Source organism: Corynebacterium sp. HMSC074C03 (genome assembly GCF_001838285.1).
GTDB classification, from domain to species: domain Bacteria; phylum Actinomycetota; class Actinomycetes; order Mycobacteriales; family Mycobacteriaceae; genus Corynebacterium; species Corynebacterium amycolatum.
Map to the genome: position 1 here is coordinate 20258 of NZ_KV836220.1, position 17144 is coordinate 37401.

Genomic DNA, 17144 nt, shown 5'->3' on the forward strand with positions numbered 1-17144 from the left:
TCTCGTGGCTGGGAAGTTGTCGTATTATAGTGTGCCGACTCATAACCTGCCACGCTAAGGGGTGCCGCGGTAGGCAAGCATCCAGGGGACAAATCCAGGAAGGGACCTACCTTTTTCATGTTTCGCACTATGTTGAAGTCCAAGATTCACCGCGCCACGGTGACTCAGGCTGATCTTCACTACGTTGGATCGTGCACGATTGACGCTGATTTGATGGAAGCGGCCGACCTGCTTGAAGGTGAAGCCGTCGACATCGTCGATATCAATAATGGCAACCGGCTTACTACTTACTGCATTACCGGAGAGCGCGGCTCGGGCATCATTTCCATCAATGGTGCCGCCGCTCGTCTGATATCGCCGGGTGATCTGGTTATTATCATCGGCTACGGAATGATGGATGACGCTGAGGCGCGTACGTACAAGCCGAATGTCATCTTCGTCGATGAGGACAACAAGATTCTGGAAAGTGGCAATGACCCGGCGGATGTGCCGGAGGGTTCTGATTTGAAGAATCCGCGTAGCCCGGAGAACCAGGGCTAGTCCACGTAGCCCGCAGAGCTGGGGCTCGACTGCGTAGTTGGAGAGAAGAGTCGAGCTGGAGAACCACAACACCAGGGTGTTCACTTTGCGTTAAAGCGCAAGTCATTAGACCGTCAGCTAAAGCTCATTGGCGAGTTGATTTTTAGAAACCGAAAGGTAACGCAACGTCCTTAGCTTCTTAGAGGATCTAAAAGTTTTAGTTTTCCATTTCCTCACCTAGTCGAAGCTATACAAAGGCGGTCTCCCCGTGGTTCGTATTGGCAAGAATCTGCTGACAAATCCTTTTGCTACCTCTCGCAGCTCTCTGACCTGCACTTACAAGTGTGGTAATGCCTGTGCTGACGATGCTCCGAACGAGTTCTCGGACAACCAGTACTTCGGTGATGTTGCGAAGGAGGCGTTCTCCCAGCGCGCATTCTCCCGTCGCGCGGCACTGAAGGTCACTGGTGCTAGTGCTCTTGCGGTCGGCGGTGGCGCCGTGCTGGCCGCTTGCTCCTCTGATGATTCGGGCAGCGCCGCAGGTGGCTCCGACGCCTCCGGTACCGCTGCTGCCGGTGACGGTAGCAAGGGCGAATCGCCGGAGGGTATGCGTTTCGACGCCGTCAAGCCGAACACGGAAGACGCAGTCGTTATCCCGGACGGCTACGAGCAGAATGTTCTGATTCGCTGGGGCGACCCAATCCACGAGGGTGGGCCGGAGTTCGACTTTGACAAGCAGACTCCGGAAAACCAGCTGAAGCAGTTCGGCTTCAACAATGACTTCGCTGGCCTGATTAAGGCTGAAGACGGCACACTGCTGTACGTCTGCTCGCACGAGTACACCACCGAGCCGATGATGTTCCGTGCCTACAAGAAAGAAGATGCCACTAAGGAGCAGGTCGACATCGGACTGGCTGCCCACGGCCAGACCATCCTTGCTGTGGAAGAGGATGACAAGGGATTCCTGAAGCCGATTCTGAGCGACAAGCGTAACCGTCGTATCACCGGCTTCACCGAATTCACAGTTGACGGCCCGGCTGCTGGTCACGATCTGCTGAAGACCAAGGCTGACCCGACCGGTATGAAGGTCGAGGGAACTTTGAACAACTGCTCCGGTGGTGTTACTCCGTGGGGTACCTACCTGTCCGGTGAGGAGAACGTTGACCAGTACTTCGGCAACGTTGGCAAGCTCAAGGACGAGGACGCAGTTAAGAAGCTCAAGCGCTACTCGGTCAAGAATGAAGAGCTGTCCGACCGCGCGTGGGAGAAGTACTACGACCGCTTCGATGTCTCCAAGGAGCCGAACGAGCCGAACCGCTTCTTCTGGCTGGTAGAGATTGACCCATCTGACCCGAACTCCACCCCGGTCAAGCACACCGCAGTGGGCCGTTTCAAGCATGAAGCCGGTCAGATTTACGTCACCGACGACGGCACGGTCGTGTGCTACTCCGGCGACGACGAGCGTTTCGAATACATCTACAAGTTCGTCTCCTCCCGCAAGATTAAGGAGGGGGACCTCAAGCACAACATGGGCATTCTGTCCGAGGGCACTCTCTACGTCGGTAAGTTCAACGGTAATTCCGAGTCCGAGATTGACGGCTCCGGTGAGCTGCCGAAGGACGGCCGTTTCGACGGTGACATTGAGTGGCTTCCGCTGATGACCGCCAAGGCAGACGGCAAGCACGAGTCCCACGTTGATGGCATGACCGCCGAAGAGGTCTGCATCTACACCCGCATCGCCGGTGACAAGGTCGGTGCGACCCGCATGGACCGCCCGGAGGATATCGAGCCGTCTCCGAAGACCGGTAAGATCTACGCGGCGCTGACCAACAACAAGTACCGTGGTAAGGCGAGCCCGGATAGCTCTGGCAAGGCCCAGGACAACAAGGCCGCCAAGAAGACTGACGGTGCAGGGCGCCCCTATGAGGGTGCGACTGAGGTTGCACCAATCACCGAGAACAAGAATGGCCTTGTTCTGGAGATGGAAGATGACCACGCTGGTACCAAGGGCAAGTGGAACCTTCTGCTGGTCTGCGGTGACCCGAACGAGGCTTACACCTACTTCGGTGGCTTCGACAAGGAATCGGTCTCGCCAATTTCCTGCCCGGACAACGTCACCTTCGACGAGTACGGCAACCTGTGGGTTTCCACAGACGGCAACGCCCTGGACTCCAACGACGGCCTGTTCGCCGTTGCTGTCGAAGGCGAGCGTCGTGGTGAGACCAAGTGCTTCCTGACTGTTCCGGTTGCTGCTGAGACCTGTGGTCCGCAGATTTTCTCCAACCGCGTGATGGTCAACGTCCAGCACCCGGGCGAAATCGAGACGGATCAGGGTCACCCGGTCGGCGACAACCCGGACCCGACCACCAACCCGACCTCGCACTGGCCGGACGGTGGTAAGGAGCAGCCACGCCCGGCAGTCGTTCAGGTTGTACGCACTGATGGTAAGAAGATTGGTGTCTAAAGGGCACTCAACTAGCAGGTCGGCGGTGTAGTCGGCTAACCTTTATAGCCGTGACTGACGCGAAGAAGACCCCTGAAAACACCGCCACCGTTCCTGAGCAGCTGCGCATTCGCCGCGAGAAGCGTGACCGCCTGCTCGAGGCTGGAATTCAGCCGTACCCGGTTGAGGTTCCCCGTACTCATTCCCTCAAGGATGTCCGTGAAGAGTGGGGCCACCTCGAGGCTGGCGAGGAGACTCAGGATGTCGTGACCGTCATTGGTCGTGTCATGTTTATTCGTAACACCGGCAAGCTCTGCTTTGCCGCTCTGCAGGAGGGTGACGGCACGACCCTGCAGGCCATGCTTTCCAAGGCTGAGGTCGGCGAGGACGCCCTGGCTGCTTGGAAGTCGGACGTAGATATGGGCGACTTCGTCCTCATTACTGGCCGCGTAATTTCTTCGCGCCGCGGCGAGTTGTCCGTGATGGCTACCAAGTGGCAGATGGCCTCGAAGGCTCTGCGTCCGCTGCCGGTGTCGTTCGCTGATCTGTCCGAGGACAGTCGCGTGCGTCACCGCTACACGGACCTGATTATGCGTGAGCAGGCTCGTACTAACGCACTGACTCGCATCAAGGTCATCCGCGAGCTGCGCCACGCCCTTGAGCGTCGCGGTTTCCTCGAGGTCGAAACCCCGATGCTGCAGACTCTGCACGGCGGTGCAGCTGCACGTCCGTTCGTGACTCATTCCAACGCTTTGGACATTGATCTCTACCTTCGCATCGCGCCGGAGCTTTTCCTCAAGCGCTGCGTCGTCGGCGGTATGGAGCGAGTCTTTGAGATTAACCGTAACTTCCGCAACGAGGGCATCGACTCCTCGCACAGCCCGGAGTTCGCGATGCTGGAGTACTACGAGGCCTTCGGTACCTACGATGACTCCGCTCGCACCGTCCGCGAGGTCATTCAGGAAATCTGTGTCGCGGTCTTCGGTTCGACGACTGTTACGCTTGCCGACGGCACGGAGTTCGACTTCGGCGGCGAGTGGAAGCAGATTGAGATGTATCCGTCGCTGAACGAGGCACTTGCCCGCAAGTTCCCTGGTCAGCCGGAAGTCACTATTGACTCGACCGTCGAGGAGCTCAAGGCAATTGCCGATGCGATTGGACTTGAGGTTCCGGAAAAGGGCGGCTGGGGCCACGGCAAGCTGGTTGAGGAAATCTGGGAGCTGCTCTGTGAAGACCAGCTCGACGGTCCTATTTTCGTTCGCGACTTCCCGGTCGAGACCTCTCCGCTGACTCGTCAGCACCGCTCCAAGCCAGGCGTGACCGAGAAGTGGGATCTTTACGTCCGTGGCTTCGAGCTGGCTACCGGCTACTCCGAGCTGGTTGACCCGGTTGTCCAGCGTGAGCGCTTCGAGGACCAGGCACGTTTGGCCGCCGGTGGGGACGACGAGGCCATGGTTTTGGATGAGGACTTCCTGCACGCAATGGAGCAGGGCATGCCGCCGACGACCGGTGTGGGCATGGGCATTGACCGCCTGCTGATGGCCTTGACTGGTCTCGGTATTCGCGAAACCGTGCTGTTCCCGATTGTGAAGCCGGAAGCGTAAGCGACGTTCCTTTTTAGCATGTAGTCTGCAGCGGCCAGCCAGAAAACCACGGCTGGCCGGCGAATTCATGTGTAGTTATCCCGGTGTTATCACCGGGATTATTTTTATCCCGTAGTTTCTTCACCCATGACTTCGGTAAATGGAAATAAGAGAATTAATCGGCGATCCGTATTGCGCTTGGGAGCAGCAGCGGGAGCAGTAGCGAGTGCGGGTGCCGTAGCGGTGGCCGTCAATAGCGTCGGGACGCGAGCAGTTGCATCGGCGGCTCCGAACCAGGCGCCGTTTCCATTAACAGGTTTGACCAGCGGTCTTGTGGTGACGGACCTGGAAGTCGTGACCGTGACCGATACGTCGGTGACATTTTCGTGGGCGACGTATGCAGGCCCACATCCAGCGTGGGGGAAGCTGGCTCCACTGGCGCCGGCCGACACGGAAGTTGCGCTCGTGCCAGTCGACGCTGATGAGGGCGGTGAGCTGCCTGTGGTACATAAGGACGAGACGCAGGTTGGCTACCACTTTGTGACCGTCGATAAGCTGCGCCCTGGAACCACGTACCGTTTCGAATGTCGATCGAATGGGCTGGTCGCCGAGCCGGGGTTAATTACCCGAAACCTCCCCAATGCACCCGAGCAAACTGGACAGTTCACGACGTTGGTCGCTCCGGAAGGGGAGTACCTGACCACGATTGCCATCCTTAATGACGCGCATATTGGCGAAAATGGGCACGGTATTATCACCGGCGATTTCCCCGCTCCTATCTTTTCTGAACCGGGTGCCGCGCCGTATCCCGAGGTCATGCTGACGGCTGCGCTCGCCGAGCTGCGGGGGATGGGGATTGAAAAGGTTTTCGTCAACGGTGATGCCACGTCGGAAGCACGTCCGGCGGAGGTGCGTCGATTTGCCGAGATTATGAATACTTTTGGTGCTCAGGAGCGGCAGTGGTTTGTCACCCGCGGCAATCATGATCGTCCGCATAAGCCGGATGCCGATCCATCTGCTGGCTACGACGAATTCCCGGTTTTGGAGGGTACCGAGAATCATCGCGATCCCTTCGGTGTTCTCCTGGGGCGTCCGCGGCAGGAACTGTGGGTCACTCAGCAGGGGCCGGTCCGTGTCATAGGGCTGGATTCATCGAAGTTGGATGAGTCCGGCGGCGAAATTAGCCCGGAACAGTTCGATGCACTGGAGCGGGAATTGCAGCGTGACCCCAGTAAGCCGACAGTTGTGCTGGCTCATCACCCAATTACCTCCGAGGCTGGTTGGACACATGCTGCCGGGCCCACCTTCATTCTCAACAGCGCTGATGCACGACGCTTGCAGCAGATGCTTAACGACGCTCCGGGTGTATTCTTTGCGGGGGCAGGTCACACCCACCGTGCAAAGCGTACTCGCGGTGATGTTGGGGCCGGCGTTGATTATTTGGAGACCGGCGCGTGCAAAGCATACCCCGGTGGCTACACACTGCTGCATGTCTACTCCGGTGGCTACCAGGTTAACTTTCACCGTTTGAGCAGCGAAGATGCGCTTGCGTGGACTGCGCGTGCCCGTTGGGCGATGTACGGTTTCGAGCCCGAGGCTCTGCTTGGTGAGCTCTCTGATCGCAACTACGTTGTTAACCGCGTTATCGCCTGACAAGTTAGAAGCCTGAAAGTTTTCTGTTACTTGGCAATGTTTTTTCAATTCTTGTGACAACGGTCACGTGATTGTTTTATTGTTATGCCAGTAATAGTTCTGACTCGAAAGGCCATGATCACATGAGCGAGAAGAAGAACCGCGAAGATTCGACTGTCGGCCGCAATAACCCTGGTCGCGACGCTATCGGAGCGGCAATGCGGTTCATCACGTCGATTACTGGTTCGGACTTCGCCCAGAAGTACGACCTTCAGCCAAAGATCGACCGCGTGGTGTACCAGTCCACCAAGTCCGGTTTTAAGACCCTTGGTGCCGCGAACCGTCAGTTTAAGAAGATTTCCGGTTCCGGTAAGCCGGAGCGTCCGGCTGAGGAAGCCCAGGCTGCACAGGAGGCCGCAGCCGAGGAGAAGGCAAAGAAGCTCTTCGACCTCACCCCGACCGAGGATCAGCAGATGATCGTCGAGACGGTTAAGGAGTTTGCTGAGTCGCGCTTGCGCGAGGCTGCTTACAAGTCCGACCACGAGGCAACTCCCCCGGAGAATCTCGTCTCTGAGGCTTCTGAGCTGGGCGTCACTATGATCAACGTCCCGGAGGCTTTCGAGGGCATCGCTACCGGCGAGGACGTCACCACCAACGCGCTGGTCGCGGAGGCTCTGTCCTACGGTGACATGGGTCTGGCTCTGGCAGTGCTGGCTCCGGCCGGTGTCGCTGCCACCCTGACCGCTCACGGCTCCGACTCGCAGCAGAAGACCTACCTGCCGGCATTCGCTGGCGAGAACGTCCCGGCCGCCGCTGTTGTTCTCGCAGAGCCGCGCCCGCTTTTCGACGCACGCAAGCCTGAAACCACCGCAAAGCGCGAGGGCGATTCGCTGGTCCTCAACGGTGTTAAGTCCTTCGTTCCGAACGCCGGCGCAGCTGAGCTGTTCATCATCGGTGTTGAGCTCGAGGGTAAGCCGGCTCTGGTTATCGTTGAGTCCGACACTGAAGGTCTCCACGTTGAGGCTGACCCGTCCATGGGTCTGCGCGGTGCCGCAATGGGTCGCGTCATCCTGAAGGATGTCAAGGTTCCGGCCGAGAACATTCTCGGCGGCGCTAGCACCTCGGCTGCAGACCGTGAAGAGGCATACCTCGACATTCTGCGTCGTTCCCGCCTCGGCTGGGCAGCTCTTGCAATGGGTACTTCTCAGGCAGTTCTCGACTACGTCATTCCTTACGTCAATGAGCGTCAGGCATTCGGCGAGCCGATTTCCCACCGCCAGGCAGTGGCCTTCATGGTCGCCGACATCAAGATTGAGCTCGATGGTCTCCGCATGATTACTCTCCGCGGTGCTTCCCGCGCTGACCAGGGTCGCGGCTTCGCTCGCGAGGCAGCTCTGGCTAAGACCTTCGCCACTGAAAAGGGTATGAAGATTGGTTCCGACGGTGTGCAGCTGCTCGGTGGCCACGGCTTCACCAAGGAGCACCCGGTTGAGCGTTGGTACCGTGACCTCCGCGCAATTGGTGTCGCCGAAGGCATCGTCGTTCTGTAAACCGCTAGATACTTCAGCCGAAAAGAATTAAGAGGAAAGAAAATGATTAACCTCGAACTGCCGAAGTTCCTCAAGGCGGGCGCGTCCCAGTCGCATCAGGCCGCCGCTGAGATCTTCCGACCGATTTCCCGTAAGTACGATCTCGCTGAGCACGAGTACCCGAAGGAACTCGACACCCTTGCCTCCATGATGGACGGCATGGCAGATGGTGGCCGTGGCTTCTCCGGTGCTTCCGGTGGACGTGGTGACGATAAGAAGCCGAAGCGCACCGGTGTAAAAAACGGTGGCAACATGGCTTCGCTGCTCAACGTTATTGAGACCTGCTGGGGTGACGTGGGTCTGACCCTGTCCCTGCCGTACCAGGGTCTAGGTAACGCAGCTATCGCAGCTGTTGCTACCGATGAGCAGCTGGAGGCTTTCGGTAAGACCTGGGCTTCCATGGCAATTACCGAGCCGTCCTTCGGTTCTGACTCCTCCGCAGTTTCCACCACCGCCAAGCTCGATGGTGATGAGTACGTCATCAACGGTGAGAAGATCTTCGTCACTGCTGGTGAGCGTTCCGACTCCGTCGTTGTGTGGGCGACCCTGGACAAGTCCAAGGGCCGTGCTGCCATCAAGTCCTTCCTGGTGAAGAAGGGCACTCCGGGCTTCACCGTTGAGCGCCTGGAGGAGAAGCTGGGTATTCGTTCCTCGGATACCGCAGTGCTCCGCCTGGACAATGTCCGCGTTCCGAAGGAGAACCTGCTGGGTTCCCCGGACATTGATGTTAAGAAGTCCTTCGCCGGCGCAATGGCGACCTTCGACAACACTCGTCCGCTGGTTGCGGGTATGGCCATCGGCGTCTCCCGTGCTTCGCTGGAAGAGCTGCGTCGCATCCTGGAAGAGGCTGGCATCGAGATTGACTACGATGCACCGGCACACACCCAGAGCGCTGCTGCAGCTGAGTACCTGAAGCTGGAGTCCGATTGGGAGGCTGCATACCTCCTGGCTCTGCGCGCTGCGTGGATGGCTGACAACAAGCAGCCGAACACTCTGGAAGCTTCCGAGTGTAAGGCCAAGGCCGGCCGTGCAGGCACCGAGATTTGCCTCCGTGCCGTTCAGCTGGCAGGTACCTTCGGTTACTCTGAGCGTAACCTGCTGGAGAAGTGGTCCCGCGACGTCAAGATCCTGGACATCTTCGAAGGTACCCAGCAGATTCAGCAGCTGGTCGTTGCTCGCCGCACCCTGGGCCTGTCCTCCAAGGAACTGAAGTAGTTACAGTTTCAGAGCAATCTACATACTGGTGAGCCGGTAAAAGCTCACAAAGATGCTCAAGCCACATTTTCCTAAAACACCGTCCTGCCATGACTTGGTAGGCGGTGTTTTATTTTGCGCTGTTTTGGCCGTGTGTCTCTTGTCGTTGCGTTCCTATTTTTCTGAGATTAGAGGGAGAGTTCATCTAATTTTCATCTTTAGGTTCTAGGCTTATTTGCCATGAGCATTTCCCGCCGGGCCTACCTCTCTGTTGCAACTCTTGCTGCAAGTTCAATGGCCGTCGCGAAAACCTCGGGAGCGTACGGCCTTGAGTACGTCACGTCGGGTCTGGGGCTTACCCAGTCGGATTCCAAGTCGTGGCAGGTACTGGCTAGCGACTTGGAGGTCATCACTGTCACAGACACGTCAGTGGCATTTACATGGGCAACATATGCTCCGGGAGTGCAGACAGCGTATGGCTTCATTAAGCCGACCGTTCCTTCGGATGAGCGGGTGCTGCTTGGTCCTGCGGATTCAACGCAGTTAGAGCTCGTGCACGAGGGGTACTCAGAGTCGGGCTACCACCATGTGGTCATTGACGGGTTGGAGCCGGGACGGGAGTACCGCTTTGAGTGCTGGTCACACAACTGTCGCGCGGTTCCGTCGCTGAATATCACCATGAGCAAAACGGCACCGGAGAAGACAGGCGTCGTAAGCACTCTGCCAGCGCTGGAGGGTGCACATTTGGCGACGTTCGCGCTGACGAATGACACACACATTGGTAAGCCCAATCATGACGGCATTCGCATTGGCAACCTCGGTCTTTCCTCCGGTCCGGGAGAGCAGCCTTTTGCCTCTATGCAATTGCAGGGTCTGGTGGACACGGTAAAGGCTGCCGGGTTAGACACTCTCGTCATCAATGGCGATTGCACGGATAGCAACCGCCCTGAGGAGTATGACGAACTCATCAGGGTTTTGGATACTTTCGGTGAGTTTGGGAAAAACTGGTTTGTCACCCGTGGTAATCACGATGTGCACCCGCCCGGGCTACCCAATATCAATGGTTTCCGGGGACGCGGAATCCGCAAGGGCAAGACCGCGGTTCCGGATTACTTCAGCCAGCGTCTTGTGCCGACGCAGCAGCACTGGTCGACTCGCGTCGGCGAAGTGCGCCTCATCGGTGTTGATACCGCCGAGTTTGGTTATGCAGGTGGACGTATTAATGAGCGGCAGATGCGTGCATTGCGTGCCGAACTCGCAGACGATCCAGAGCGTCCGACAATTTTGTTTGCGCATCACCCGTTTACTCAGGATGCGGTGCGTTCGCATTTCGGTGGTGAGGCATTCATGGTCGAGGCGCAGCAGGCCAAGATTTTTCAGGAGATTCTGGCCGCCACGCCGGGTGCCAAAGGCGTGTTCGCTGGTCATACGCACCGCAGCCGCCGTGGTATCGCTGACTACGGGGATACGGACTTCTGTGAGCGGGGTGCGGCACTCGGCTATCCGGGTGGATACACACAGATTCGAGTTCACACTGACGGTTACCAAATTAGCTACCACCGCACCACAACACCGCAGTCGCTGGCCTGGTCAACGAAGACTCGTTGGTCGATGTTCGGGTTGGAGCCAGAGTTTATGCTGGGAAAGATCTCCGATCGGAACTACGTCAATTTCTTCAAGAACAAAGTGCCACTCTGAGCTAGTGCTAGCTTCAAGCAGGGTACGCTGGGCAACGCATAGTGTTAATGGAAAATACGTAGTGGCAAGTTCCGCTGTGGGCGAAGTCGCAAGCCACCACGTTATTGGCCGAGCACAAGTGTGGCTCTGAAGTAATAAGGAATTTAGCGATGACCGACCAGTACAACCCGCGTTCGTCCTCCCCGCAGGATTGGGAGCAGGACGGTTATGCAACATCTGCCTGGGAGCAGCCGCAGGGTGGGGCTCAAGACGAGTACCAGCCTCAGTACCAGTACCAGTCGCAGGGGCCGAACCAGGGAGGTTCACCCCAGCAGTATCCGGCTTATCAGCAGGCTCCGGCACCTGAGCAGAAGAGCAACAACGGTCTGTACGTGGTTTTGGGCATCGTCGGTGTCGCACTTGCAGCGGTCGCCGGTATCGGTGGCGCGTACTACCTGAATAATTCCTCCGATAATTCCCCGCAGTCTCCCGATACGGTTGCGGCAGGGGACTCGTCGTCAAGCACTGCGTCCCCGGCGCCGGTGGAGACGTACACGGAAACCTATACCCAGACCGTCGAGCCGGAAACGACGAAGCAGCCGGAGAGCAGCGCTCCTACCACTACGCAGCGGGGAAATTTTGGTCTTCGCGCGTTCGGTATGAATCGCGATGATATCGATGCCAAAGGTTGGGTTGGCAGTACCGCTCGCTGCTCGGGTGGGTATTACGCGCGTGTGTTGGCGGAGACTTCTTCGGGTAAGGCCGTGATTTGTGAGAACTCCAATAACCGCCAGCAGCGCCATTACATTGGTGACTTCGGTGAGATTTCGGATACCCCGGATGCGTACACAGTAGATAGTTTCTCCGGGAACCGTGCTGTCGCGAAAAATGGTGGCTACACGTATACCGTCACTCCGAATGCGGTAACCGTGACCCAGGACGGCGAAGAGATTTTCCGTGAGCCCGTCACGGACTACGGTGTTTTGAACGCTGGCTAATCAGCTCTAGTTCTTCCTAGGACACGCAAAAAGGACGCGGTAAATTCCATAACGGAAGTTTTTACCGCGTCCTTTTCGTGTCTGCCGTTCGCTTTACGACGGTCCCTGCGCCCTAAGCCACCTTCTCCTCGGTGACATTCTCCCACGGCTTCGGCAGGTGGCGAGGAACCACCTTGCCGACTGCGTTGCGTGGCAGTTCATCGAGGAACACGGTCTCGCGCGGAACGGCGAATCGGCTGAGGCGCTGCTTGACGTATGTGCGAATCTGCTCATTGGTCAGGGCGCGGCCCTCAGGGGAGTCGTCGCGGACAACCCAGGCGACCAGGGCCTGACCGAAGCGCTCATCCGGGACACCTGCGACTGCGCACTCGCGGATACCCTCGAGCTGGCTGAGTGCATCTTCGGTCTGGCGTGGGAAGACGTTCTCGCCACCGGAGACAATCATGTCGTCCTCGCGACCGGAGATGTAGAGCAAGCCGTTTTCCATGCGACCCAGGTCACCGGTACAGACCATGCCGTCAATGACCTGCTTGTCCGCGCCCGGGCGGGTGTAGCCCTCGTATAGCATGTTGTTGCCCACGAAGATACGACCGGTCTCGCCGTCGGCGACGCGGTTGCCGTCTTCGTCGAGAATCTGGACACGAGTGCCCAGCGGTGCGCGACCTGCCGTGGTCGGATTTGCCTTGAGCTCATCCGGGGTAGCAATGGTTGCCCAGCTGACCTCGGTGGAGCCGTACTGGTTGTAGAGAACCGGTCCGAAGCGCTCGAGGGTCTTGGTGACAATTCCCTCCGGAATGGCCGAACCACAGGATGCGATGACCTTCAGTGATGTCGCGCCGATGTCGTAGTTGTCTGGGAGAATCTCAATCATGCGCTGCAGCATGGTCGGCACCAGGAAGATGGTGTGCGGAGAGTGCTGTTCGATAATGCGGAGGCTGTCGGCTGGATCGAACTTGCGGCGCATAATCATGGTGGAACGCAGTGCGATGCACAGCTGTGCGGTTGCGAAGCCCCAAGTGTGGAACAGCGGAGCCGCAAGGTAAGCCGGGCGGCGCTGACGCAGCGGAATTCGACTCATGATGGAAGATGCCGGCATCCAGCTGCGCGGCTCCGGACGCTTGGCACCCTTTGGAGTGCCGGTGGTTCCGGAAGTCAGAATAATAACGCGGCCACGGCGCGGGCGGCTTGGCAGCTCGGCGGTCGGCCACTTTGCCGGCGGTGCAGTCTTCAGCATCTCCTGCATGGAGGTCCAGCCCTCGCGAACACAGGAGGTATCACCGTAGTTTTCAAACCACGACACTGCGACCGGGCATTCATCGAAGTCCTCCGGCAGCATGTGAGTGAATTCCTCATCAATGAACAGGAAGTCAATCTTCTGCTCGCGAATTACAGCTAGAGTCTGCTCGGCAGCGGCGCCAGTATTGAGCAGCACCAGGTCGGTGCCGAGGCGACCGTGGGCGCACAGAGCCATAATGAAACCGCGGTGATTGCGAGCCAGCACACCGATGCGGTTGCGCTGCTGAATATCGCCGTGGCGGAGTGCCCGCGCCAGGGCAGTGGAGCGCTCGTGCAGCTCCTCGTAGGTCAGCGAGCCGCCGTCATCAATAATCGCGGTGTGGTGCGGATCGCGGCCGGCTGCGATGCCGAGGAGACCAGCTGGCAGGAAGTCCCAGCGGTAGATGGAATTTAATGCCTTACCAGCCGCGCCGGGTCCCATCGAGCCGAGGACACCAGCTTGCGTCACCGGTGCGAGACCGAGAACGAGGTCCGAGGTAGCTCGCGAAGCTTTGCGCACCTTATTGAGAATCGAGGTCTGTGGATCAGATGTCATAGTCACTCATCTTCCGTGGTTCATGTCCTGTGGTCTTCGGAGAGGCCTAATCAGGCGAAACCTCATCGGTAGGACCGCCGATTTAGTTTCTTTTACAGTAAGAATAAGTGTCCTAGGTCACTTTTGTGTAGCTTTTTGCAAAATTTTTTTATCAGAAACGAATAGTTGTGAAGACCTGAGGCGTGACCAGGGAGTACGTTCAAAAGTGCGGGGCTTTTTCTGTCTCGAGAAATGTTGTCGCCGCACTTAGGGTCTCCGTTTTGAGGTAATTTCTCTAGGAAAAGTTCTTGAAAGATGTTCCAATCCAACTGCGCTCTCGTCGCAGTAGTGGAGGGTGAGGCCATCCGATATGACTTAGGGGAACCCATGAAGTCCAGTCTCAAGCATCAAACTTTCCTACGTATTTCGGCGACCCGAGTCGCCGTAGTCGGAGCAGTCGCAACCGGTGCGGCCTTCGGTCTTGCAGCTTGTGGCGATAGCGATGACGTCGATCCGGCACCTGTCGAGACCACTCCGGTGACGTCGACTGAGGAGCTGGACGATGATCGCGATGATCGCGATGATTGCGATGATGACGACCGGGATGATGGCCACGACGATCGCGTGAACAACTAGGCGTCCGTTCCAGGATGAAATTGCCGTTGCACCTCTCTCGACCAGGCTGTTCGCTACTGGCGTACGGCTATAGGGATTAATCTGTGTCACGTCGCGTTTAAGCTAGGTGAAACAACCTTTATTGAATTACGGCAAAAATAGACACTTGAAAGGGCAGTGATGTTCGAGAGGTTTACGGACCGAGCACGTCGCGTTGTCGTCCTGGCACAGGATGAGGCACGCGAGCTCAATCACAATTACATCGGCACGGAGCACATCCTGCTCGGCCTGATTAGTGAAGGCGACGGTGTGGCTGCCAAGGCGCTGGAGTCCATGGGTATTTCCCTGGACGCTGTGCGCTCTGAGGTGGTCGACATTATTGGTCGTGGCTCCCAGCCGCCGAGCGGTCACGTGCCGTTTACCCCGCGTGCAAAGAAGGTGCTGGAGTACTCTCTGCGCGAGGCTCTGCAGCTGGGTCACAAGTACATCGGTACGGAGCACCTGCTACTCGGCCTGATTCGTGAGGGCGAAGGTGTTGCTGCTCAGGTCCTGGTTAAGCTCGGCGCTGACCTGCCGCGCGTACGTCAGCAGGTTATTCAGCTGCTCAGCGGTTTCCAGGGCGATGAGTCCGATGGTTCTCCGGAGCAGCGCCCGGTCGGCGCCACCTCCGGCGCTCGTGTGCAGGAAGGCAACCACCAGTCCGGTTCGCTGGTGCTCGATCAGTTCGGTCGTAACCTGACCGTGGCTGCACGCGAGGGCAAGCTGGATCCGGTTATTGGCCGTGAGAAGGAAATCGAGCGCATTATGCAGGTTCTTTCTCGCCGTACCAAGAACAACCCTGTGCTGATTGGTGAGCCGGGTGTCGGTAAGACCGCCGTTGTGGAGGGTCTCGCTCTGGACATTGTCAACGGCCGTGTGCCGGAGACGCTGAAGGATAAGCAGCTTTACTCTCTCGACCTGGGCTCGCTGGTTGCGGGTTCCCGTTACCGCGGTGACTTCGAGGAGCGTCTGAAGAAGGTGCTCAAGGAGATTAACCAGCGCGGTGACATCATCCTGTTTATTGACGAGATTCACACGCTGGTCGGTGCCGGTGCTGCAGAGGGCGCAATTGACGCGGCCTCGATTCTGAAGCCGAAGCTGGCTCGCGGTGAGCTGCAGACCATCGGTGCTACCACTTTGGATGAGTACCGTAAGCACATCGAGAAGGACGCCGCTCTTGAGCGTCGTTTCCAGCCGGTGAACGTGCCGGAGCCGAGCGTGGATCTCACTATCGAGATTCTGCGCGGTGTCCGCGATAAGTACGAGGCTCACCACCGTGTCTCCATCTCGGATAAGGCACTGGTTGCCGCAGCTACCCTCTCGGATCGCTACATCAACGACCGCTTCCTTCCGGATAAGGCTGTTGACCTGATCGATGAGGCCGGTGCTCGTATGCGCATCAAGCGCATGACTGCCCCGGCTGACCTGCAGGAGATTGACTCCAAGATTGCCGATGTGCGTCGCCAGAAGGAAGCCGCCATCGACGAGCAGGACTTTGAGAAGGCCGCTGGTCTGCGCGACAAGGAGCGCAAGCTGGGCGAAGAGCGCCGCGAGCGCGAGAAGAAGTGGCGTGCGGGCGAGTCCGACACCATCGCTGAGATTGGTGAGGAGCAGATTGCGGAGGTCCTGGCTTCCTGGACTGGCATTCCGGTGTTCAAGCTCACCGAGGAAGAGTCCTCGCGTCTGCTGCGCATGGAGGATGAGCTGCACAAGCGCATTATCGGTCAGGAAGAGGCCGTCAGTGCTGTCTCCCGCGCTATTCGTCGTACCCGCGCTGGTCTGAAGGACCCGAAGCGTCCGTCCGGTTCGTTTATCTTCGCCGGCCCGTCTGGTGTTGGTAAGACCGAGCTGTCGAAGGCCCTGGCCGAGTTCCTCTTTGGTGAGGAAGACGCACTCATTCAGATTGATATGGGTGAGTTCCACGACCGCTTCACCGCTTCGCGCCTCTTCGGTGCTCCTCCCGGATATGTCGGCTACGAAGAGGGCGGCCAGCTCACCGAGAAGGTGCGCCGCAAGCCGTTCTCCGTCGTGCTTTTCGACGAGATTGAGAAGGCCCACAAGGAGATTTACAACACCTTGCTGCAGGTCCTGGAAGACGGTCGTCTGACTGACTCGCAGGGTCGAGTGGTGGACTTCAAGAACACGGTTCTGATCTTCACCTCGAACCTGGGTACCAGCGACATTTCCAAGGCTGTTGGTATGGGCTTCTCGGGCGTCGGCGAGGCCGATGAAGACGGCAAGTACGAGCGGATGAAGGACAAGGTCCACGACGAGCTGAAGAAGCACTTCCGTCCGGAGTTCCTGAACCGTATCGACGAGATTGTGGTCTTCAAGCAGCTGAGCCAGGCCGAGATTGTTCAGATGGTCGACCTCATGCTGGCCCGCGTCAGCGACCAGCTCGGTGAGAAGCGCATCACCATGGAGATTTCCGACCGCGCCAAGAACCTGCTGGCCAAGCGTGGCTTTGATCCGGTGCTCGGTGCCCGTCCGCTGCGTCGCACCATCCAGCGCGAGATTGAGGATCAGCTCTCCGAGAAGATTCTCTACGGTGAGGTTGGTCTCGGCGAGACCGTCTTCATCGATGTCGAAGGTTGGGATGGCGAGTCCAAGGACGTCGACAAGGCGAAGTTCACCTTCACCAACAAGGGCAAGGCCGGTAACGTTGATGCCGACGGCGGTGCTCTGGGGGAGTCTGAGGAAGACAAGGACGTTCTCGGTAGCGCTGACGGCACCCTGAGTGTTGAAGCCGACGACATCGAAGGTGCTGCCGACCAGGCCGCTGCCGAGGTCGAATCCGATAACTCCGAGGGAGAGAACTAAATGGGGCTCCAATTTCGCAAGAAGCAGAACCTGGATAAGGACACCTGGCTGAACTACTCGGGTTCTGGAGTTTCTGGTTCTAAGCGCATCGGTCCGGTGACTATTAACAGCCGCGGCGGTTACACTGTCCGACTGGGCAAGGGCCTGACCTTCCGCGGTCGTTGGAAGAAGAAGTAGTTAGTGGCTGATGGCTGTCGGTGAGCATTTCACCGTCAGTACAGCTAG

General features: G+C 58.1%; 12 protein-coding genes. 11 read left to right on the top strand and 1 reads right to left on the bottom strand.

What is annotated here, in order from left to right; all coding sequences use genetic code 11:
• Positions 1 to 117 precede the first annotated feature (117 nt).
• From panD to HMPREF2847_RS06260, 8 genes are all read left to right on the top strand, one after another.
• Complete coding sequence (gene panD, locus HMPREF2847_RS06225; protein WP_016421480.1) at positions 118 to 540, top strand: aspartate 1-decarboxylase; 423 nt, start codon at positions 118 to 120, stop codon at positions 538 to 540.
• Between the two features lie 247 nt (positions 541 to 787).
• Entirely contained in the window at positions 788 to 2983 is a 2196-nt protein-coding gene (locus HMPREF2847_RS06230) for a PhoX family protein (protein WP_070851855.1), read from the top strand.
• A 50-nt stretch (positions 2984 to 3033) separates the two neighbouring features.
• Entirely contained in the window at positions 3034 to 4566 is a 1533-nt protein-coding gene (lysS, locus tag HMPREF2847_RS06235; protein WP_070851856.1) for a lysine--tRNA ligase, read from the top strand.
• 126 nt (positions 4567 to 4692) lie between these two features.
• Entirely contained in the window at positions 4693 to 6198 is a 1506-nt protein-coding gene (locus tag HMPREF2847_RS06240; protein WP_070851857.1) for a metallophosphoesterase family protein, read from the top strand.
• Between the two features lie 122 nt (positions 6199 to 6320).
• The gene (locus HMPREF2847_RS06245; RefSeq protein WP_048731769.1) at positions 6321 to 7727 is read left to right on the top strand and encodes an acyl-CoA dehydrogenase family protein; all 1407 of its coding nucleotides are present in this window, start codon (positions 6321 to 6323) and stop codon (positions 7725 to 7727) included.
• 42 nt (positions 7728 to 7769) lie between these two features.
• A complete protein-coding gene (locus HMPREF2847_RS06250; RefSeq protein ID WP_016421475.1) occupies positions 7770 to 8981 on the top strand; it encodes an acyl-CoA dehydrogenase family protein in 1212 nt (403 codons plus the stop codon).
• Positions 8982 to 9200: 219 nt separating this feature from the next.
• Positions 9201 to 10658, top strand: coding sequence for a purple acid phosphatase family protein (locus tag HMPREF2847_RS06255; RefSeq protein ID WP_070851858.1), 1458 nt, complete (start codon positions 9201 to 9203; stop codon positions 10656 to 10658).
• Positions 10659 to 10807: 149 nt separating this feature from the next.
• Positions 10808 to 11635, top strand: coding sequence for a hypothetical protein (locus HMPREF2847_RS06260; RefSeq protein WP_070851859.1), 828 nt, complete (start codon positions 10808 to 10810; stop codon positions 11633 to 11635).
• 112 nt (positions 11636 to 11747) lie between these two features.
• On the opposite strand, the gene HMPREF2847_RS06265 is transcribed toward HMPREF2847_RS06260, so the two are convergent.
• The gene (locus HMPREF2847_RS06265) at positions 11748 to 13466 is read right to left on the bottom strand and encodes an AMP-binding protein (RefSeq protein WP_070851860.1); all 1719 of its coding nucleotides are present in this window, start codon (positions 13464 to 13466) and stop codon (positions 11748 to 11750) included.
• 294 nt (positions 13467 to 13760) lie between these two features.
• On the opposite strand from HMPREF2847_RS06265, the gene HMPREF2847_RS06270 reads away from it, so the two are divergent.
• From HMPREF2847_RS06270 to HMPREF2847_RS11580, 3 genes are all read left to right on the top strand, one after another.
• Positions 13761 to 14081 carry a hypothetical protein gene (locus HMPREF2847_RS06270; protein WP_070851861.1) on the top strand — a complete coding sequence of 107 codons (321 nt, stop codon included), beginning with the start codon at positions 13761 to 13763 and terminating at the stop codon, positions 14079 to 14081.
• Positions 14082 to 14240: 159 nt separating this feature from the next.
• A complete protein-coding gene (locus HMPREF2847_RS06275; RefSeq protein ID WP_070851862.1) occupies positions 14241 to 16919 on the top strand; it encodes an ATP-dependent Clp protease ATP-binding subunit in 2679 nt (892 codons plus the stop codon).
• Positions 16920 to 17096, top strand: coding sequence for a hypothetical protein (locus tag HMPREF2847_RS11580; protein WP_162837151.1), 177 nt, complete (start codon positions 16920 to 16922; stop codon positions 17094 to 17096). It begins immediately after the preceding gene.
• Positions 17097 to 17144 lie beyond the last annotated feature (48 nt).

Coding starts and splice junctions, on each gene's coding strand:
- panD (WP_016421480.1), top strand. CDS start 118: ATGTTTCGCACTATGTTGAAGTCCAAGATTCACCGCGCCACGGTGACT.
- HMPREF2847_RS06240 (WP_070851857.1), top strand. CDS start 4,693: ATGACTTCGGTAAATGGAAATAAGAGAATTAATCGGCGATCCGTATTG.
- HMPREF2847_RS06245 (WP_048731769.1), top strand. CDS start 6,321: ATGAGCGAGAAGAAGAACCGCGAAGATTCGACTGTCGGCCGCAATAAC.
- HMPREF2847_RS06250 (WP_016421475.1), top strand. CDS start 7,770: ATGATTAACCTCGAACTGCCGAAGTTCCTCAAGGCGGGCGCGTCCCAG.
- HMPREF2847_RS06255 (WP_070851858.1), top strand. CDS start 9,201: ATGAGCATTTCCCGCCGGGCCTACCTCTCTGTTGCAACTCTTGCTGCA.
- HMPREF2847_RS06260 (WP_070851859.1), top strand. CDS start 10,808: ATGACCGACCAGTACAACCCGCGTTCGTCCTCCCCGCAGGATTGGGAG.
- HMPREF2847_RS06265 (WP_070851860.1), bottom strand. CDS start 13,466: ATGACATCTGATCCACAGACCTCGATTCTCAATAAGGTGCGCAAAGCT.
- HMPREF2847_RS06270 (WP_070851861.1), top strand. CDS start 13,761: ATGTTCCAATCCAACTGCGCTCTCGTCGCAGTAGTGGAGGGTGAGGCC.
- HMPREF2847_RS06275 (WP_070851862.1), top strand. CDS start 14,241: ATGTTCGAGAGGTTTACGGACCGAGCACGTCGCGTTGTCGTCCTGGCA.
- HMPREF2847_RS11580 (WP_162837151.1), top strand. CDS start 16,920: ATGGGGCTCCAATTTCGCAAGAAGCAGAACCTGGATAAGGACACCTGG.